The sequence below is a fragment of the Neisseria sp. P0021.S007 genome, assembly GCF_051956855.1.
Window position 1 is genome coordinate 1 of the sequence record NZ_JBQCXA010000615.1, and the last position, 655, is coordinate 655.

Annotated in this window: 1 protein-coding gene; it reads right to left on the reverse strand. The window is 52.7% G+C overall.

Annotated features, from left to right (window positions below; all coding sequences use genetic code 11):
- Window positions 1-57: 57 nt before the first annotated feature.
- Window positions 58-552: a type IV pilin protein gene (locus ACTHUR_RS14960; RefSeq protein ID WP_219089457.1), complete on the reverse strand. Its 495-nt coding sequence runs from the start codon at window positions 550-552 to the stop codon at window positions 58-60.
- Window positions 553-655: the final 103 nt, after the last annotated feature.

Here is a 655-nt window from a genome sequence, read left to right on the forward strand (position 1 = left end):
GTCCACACACGTCCTTTTCTTTTGCCCTTTTTTCTTTTATCCCTTCAGACGACCACCCTATGCGCCAAATGGTTTACACTCCGCATCATTACCCCTAAATATCTCCTCACCGTCCGTACAGCTTCCCTTCACCTTCATCTTCCCGCACACTACCGCCGTCAACGACTCGTTCAAGCGTAATACTCTCGGCTCCGCCTCCCTGTCCAGAGCCACCGCCTTCAGGGTAAACTTCCCTTCCAGGATCCCCTTAGCCTGACCGTTCATCCGAATGCAGAAACCGCCCGCCTCCTTCACCGGCAGCTCCGGCCACTTCGTCGACGTCAGCTTAAAGCTGCCCTTTTTCGCATAGAACTGCTCCATAAAGCGCGCATTTTCCAGCAGGGCGGCATGAGCCGCACGCAAGTTGGCCGAACGGACTGACTCCCGATAGGCAGTCAATGCCGCCGTCGCCAATATCGAAACCAGCAGCATCACCACCAACAGCTGTATCAAGGAGTAGCCCCTCTGTACAGCTGCCCCATTCCGTTTTCCGTCAAATGCTTTTAAGTACATATCTTTCTTCCCTTTATCTTTATCTTTATCTTTGTATCCCTATCCGACAGGAGGCACCTTATCCGTTTGTCCCTTTACTCAATGGCCCCCATTGGTCCAAGTC

Coding starts and splice junctions, on each gene's coding strand:
- ACTHUR_RS14960 (WP_219089457.1), bottom strand. CDS start 552: ATGTACTTAAAAGCATTTGACGGAAAACGGAATGGGGCAGCTGTACAG.